General features: G+C 68.7%; 2 protein-coding genes and 1 pseudogene. 2 read left to right on the top strand and 1 reads right to left on the bottom strand.

Going from position 1 to position 4,059, the window contains the following annotated elements; genetic code table 11:
• Nucleotides 1–351, top strand: a 351-nt coding sequence (locus P1P70_RS41680) for an Rv3235 family protein (RefSeq protein ID WP_319247264.1), incomplete at its 5' end; no start/stop codon positions are given.
• A gap of 244 nt (nt 352–595) precedes the next feature.
• Here P1P70_RS41680 and secA read toward each other — a convergent pair.
• The gene (gene secA, locus P1P70_RS41675; RefSeq protein WP_319247262.1) at nt 596–3,442 is read right to left on the bottom strand and encodes a preprotein translocase subunit SecA; all 2,847 of its coding nucleotides are present in this window, start codon (nt 3,440–3,442) and stop codon (nt 596–598) included.
• Nucleotides 3,443–3,712: 270 nt separating this feature from the next.
• On the opposite strand from secA, the pseudogene P1P70_RS41670 reads away from it, so the two are divergent.
• A pseudogene (locus P1P70_RS41670) lies at nt 3,713–3,871 on the top strand (GNAT family N-acetyltransferase); the annotation flags it as partial.
• Nucleotides 3,872–4,059 lie beyond the last annotated feature (188 nt).

Genomic DNA, 4,059 nt, shown 5'->3' with positions numbered 1-4,059 from the left:
GTCCCCCAGCCCCGCCCCACCGACCGCTTCGCCGACCTCCTCCTCGCCGTACTCAGCGGTCGCCGCCCGGTCCACAGCATGCTGCGCCACACCGCGGGACGGGCCTACGACGAACTGGCCTGGCTCGCCGAACGCGGCCCCCTGCGCTGCTCTCACGGCACCCGCCCCGTCGTCCGGGACATCGGCTACTACGTGGCGGCCCCGGGCGCCCTGGAGGTCTTCGCCCGGATCGGCGCGGGCGAGCGCGTCCGCGCCATGGCCTTCCGCCTGGAACACGGCCCTGACCACCGCTGGCGCTGCACGGCGGTGGAACTCGACGGGCCGAGGCTCCCCGCCCCACACGACGACTGAGCCCCGGCCGGCCCCACCACGGCCGGGCCCCACCACAGCCGCGCCCTCGAAAGCCACAGCGAGGGCCGACCGCAGCCACAACCGCCCTCGCCCGCGCACCCCAGGCCGAGACACACGAAGGGCCAGGCACCCGAATATGCCCGGCCCTTCACTGCCTCACGGCCTGCTGCTCACCGCTCGCCCCACGAGGAACGCCCTCGCGGCGCGCACCCGCCCCTCCCGGAGCGAACGCGAACGCGAACCCTCACTTCTTGCGGCGGCGGCTCGTCTTCCCCTGCTGCTTGCGGCGCTCCGCGCGGGTGAGGCCGTCGGCCTCGGAGCGGATCGGCTCGTCCTCGGGCAGGTCGCCCTCGACGATGCCGCCCTCGCCGTCGACGGTGGGCGCGGAGAAGTGCAGACGGTCACGCCGCTGCGGCGCCTCCAGTCCCTTCGCCCGGATCTCCGGCCGCGACGCACCCGCCTGCGCCGGCACCGCGTCGCTCTTGTCGAGGGACGGCTTCGCGTCCTCGACCGGGACCTCCTCGACCTGCTGCTCGACCTGGACCTCCAGGTTGAACAGGTAGCCGACGGACTCCTCCTTGATGCCCTCCATCATGGCGGTGAACATGTCGAAGCCCTCACGCTGGTACTCGACCAGCGGGTCCTTCTGCGCCATCGCGCGCAGGCCGATGCCCTCCTGGAGGTAGTCCATCTCGTAGAGGTGCTCACGCCACTTGCGGTCCAGCACCGACAGCACCACGCGGCGCTCCAGCTCACGCATGATCTCGGAGCCGAGCTGCGCCTCACGTGCCTGGTACTGCTCGGTGATGTCGTCCTTGATGGACTCGGCGATGAACTCGGCGGTCAGCCCGGCCCGGTCCCCGGCGGCCTCCTCCAGCTCCTCGACGGTGACCTTCACCGGGTAGAGCTGCTTGAAGGCGCCCCACAGCCGGTCCAGGTCCCACTCCTCGGCGAAGCCCTCGGCCGTCTCGGCCTGGATGTAGGCGTCGATGGTGTCGTCCATGAAGTGCTGGATCTGCTCCTGCAGGTCCTCGCCCTCCAGGACGCGGCGACGCTCGCCGTAGATGACCTCGCGCTGCCGGTTGAGGACCTCGTCGTACTTGAGGACGTTCTTCCGGGTCTCGAAGTTCTGCTGCTCGACCTGCGACTGGGCGGAGGCGATCGCGCGGGTGACCATCTTGTTCTCGATCGGCACGTCGTCCGGCACGTTCGCCATGGACATCACGCGCTCGACCATCTGGGCCTTGAACAGACGCATCAGGTCGTCGCCGAGCGACAGGTAGAAGCGGGACTCGCCCGGGTCGCCCTGACGGCCGGAACGACCGCGCAGCTGGTTGTCGATGCGGCGCGACTCGTGCCGCTCGGTGCCGAGGACGTAGAGCCCGCCGAGGTCCTTGACCTCCTCGAACTCCGCCTTGACCGCTTCCTCGGCCTTCGCGAGGGCCTCGGGCAGGGCGTGGGCCCACTCCTCGATGTGCTCCTCGGGGTCGAGGCCGCGCTGCCGCAGCTCCGCCTCGGCGAGGTCGTCGGGGTTGCCGCCGAGCTTGATGTCCGTACCACGGCCGGCCATGTTCGTGGCGACGGTGACGGCGCCCTTGCGGCCGGCCTGGGCGACGATCGTCGCCTCCCGGTCGTGCTGCTTGGCGTTGAGCACCTCGTGCTGCACACCGCGCTTGCTCAGCTGCTGCGAGAGGTACTCGGACTTCTCGACCGACGTCGTACCGACGAGGATCGGCTGGCCCTTCTCGTGCTTCTCGACGATGTCGTCGACGACCGCCTCGAACTTCGCGACCTCGGTGCGGTAGATCAGGTCGGACTGGTCCTTGCGGACCATCGGCCGGTTCGTCGGGATCGGCACCACGCCGAGCTTGTAGATCTGGTGGAACTCGGCGGCCTCGGTCATCGCCGTACCGGTCATGCCGCAGAGGCCGGGCTCTTCCTTGCCGTTGTGGTCGTGGCGCTTGTAGAGGCGGAAGAAGTTCTGCAGGGTGATCGTGGCGAGCGTCTGGTTCTCGTCCTTGATGTCCACCCCTTCCTTCGCCTCGATCGCCTGGTGCATGCCCTCGTTGTAGCGGCGGCCGGCGAGGATACGGCCGGTGTGCTCGTCGACGATCATGACTTCGCCGTCCATGACGACGTAGTCCTTGTCCTTCTTGAAGAGCTCCTTGGCCTTGATGGCGTTGTTCAGGTAGCCCACCAGCGGCGTGTTCACCGACTCGTAGAGGTTGTCGATGCCCAGCCAGTCCTCGACCTTGGAGACACCGGACTCGTGGATGGCGACGGTGCGCTTCTTCTCGTCGACCTCGTAGTCGCCGGTCTCCTCGATGCCCTTGAGCTGGTTGCCGGGCTCGCCCCTCTTCAGGCGCGTGACCAGCTTGGCGAAGTCGCCGTACCACTTGGTCGCCTGGTCGGCCGGGCCGGAGATGATCAGCGGCGTACGGGCCTCGTCGACGAGGATGGAGTCGACCTCGTCGACGATCGCGAAGTTGTGGCCGCGCTGGACGAGCTCGTCCTTGGACCACGCCATGTTGTCGCGGAGGTAGTCGAAGCCGAACTCGTTGTTCGTGCCGTAGGTGATGTCGCAGTTGTACTGCTCGCGGCGCTGGGCGGGCGTCATGTTGGCGAGGATGCAGCCGACGCTCAGACCCAGGAACTTGTGGACGCGGCCCATCATCTCGGAGTCGCGCTCGGCCAGGTAGTCGTTGACCGTGATCAGGTGCACGCCCTTGCCCGCCAGCGCGTTCAGATACGCGGGCAGCGTGCCGACGAGGGTCTTGCCCTCACCGGTCTTCATCTCGGCGACGTAGCCGAGGTGGAGGGCGGCGCCGCCCATGATCTGCACGTCGTAGTGGCGCTGGCCGAGAGCGCGCTTGGCGCCCTCGCGGACGGTGGCGAACGCCTCGGGGAGCAGGTCGTCGAGGGTCTCACCGTCGGCGTACCGCTGCTTGTACTCCTCGGTGAGTGCGCGCAGCTCGGCGTCGGAGAGGTCGACGAAGTCCTCTTCGATGGAGTTGACCTGGTCCGCGATGCGGTGCAGCTTGCGCAGGATTTTGCCTTCGCCTGCACGCATGATCTTCGAGAGGACGGACACGGGGGTTTGTCTCCTTGCCGGTCGGGCCTGGGACGGTCGGTTTCAATGACAGTTGGCAGTTTTCAATCACAGCTTGAGCAACGGCCATCGTAAGCGAGGACCCCGCCGTACCGGGAGGTCTGACAGTGACAGCTACCAGGACAACGGGCAGGCGTCGCGGATGGTGCCGCGTTCCACGCACGAAATGCGCGAATCGTGACCACGCCTTCACGGCGTGTGCCGCCGCGATGTACGTGGCGCCCTTTCCGCTCCGCCGAGCAGAATCGCCCGGTGGCCCCCGTCACCCTGACCACCGAACGCCTGCTGCTGCGCACCGTGGACCGGCGCGACACGGACGCGGTGTACGCGGGCGACGCAGGACCCGGACACCCAGCGCTGGACCACGCCCCCTCCCCCTACCGGCGGGAGCACGCGGTGGGTTTCGCGGAGGCGACCCTCGCGGCCGCCCACTGGTCCTTCACGACCCTCACAGCTGAGCCCTCCGACTGCTGGCAATCGTGCCGCTGGGGCGATGGGGGCACCTCCCGCTCGAGCGAAGCCGAGAGTGGGGGAGGGTGGGCGCAGGCGGCACCTCGTAACCGCCGAGCAGCGGAACCCAGCCCCGCCCAGCCCCGCCC

This window comes from Streptomyces sp. MB09-02B, from assembly GCF_033794485.1.
Lineage (GTDB): Bacteria > Actinomycetota > Actinomycetes > Streptomycetales > Streptomycetaceae > Streptomyces.
Note: the sequence above shows the minus strand (reverse complement) of the source record. Positions and strands in the feature narration are given on the sequence as shown.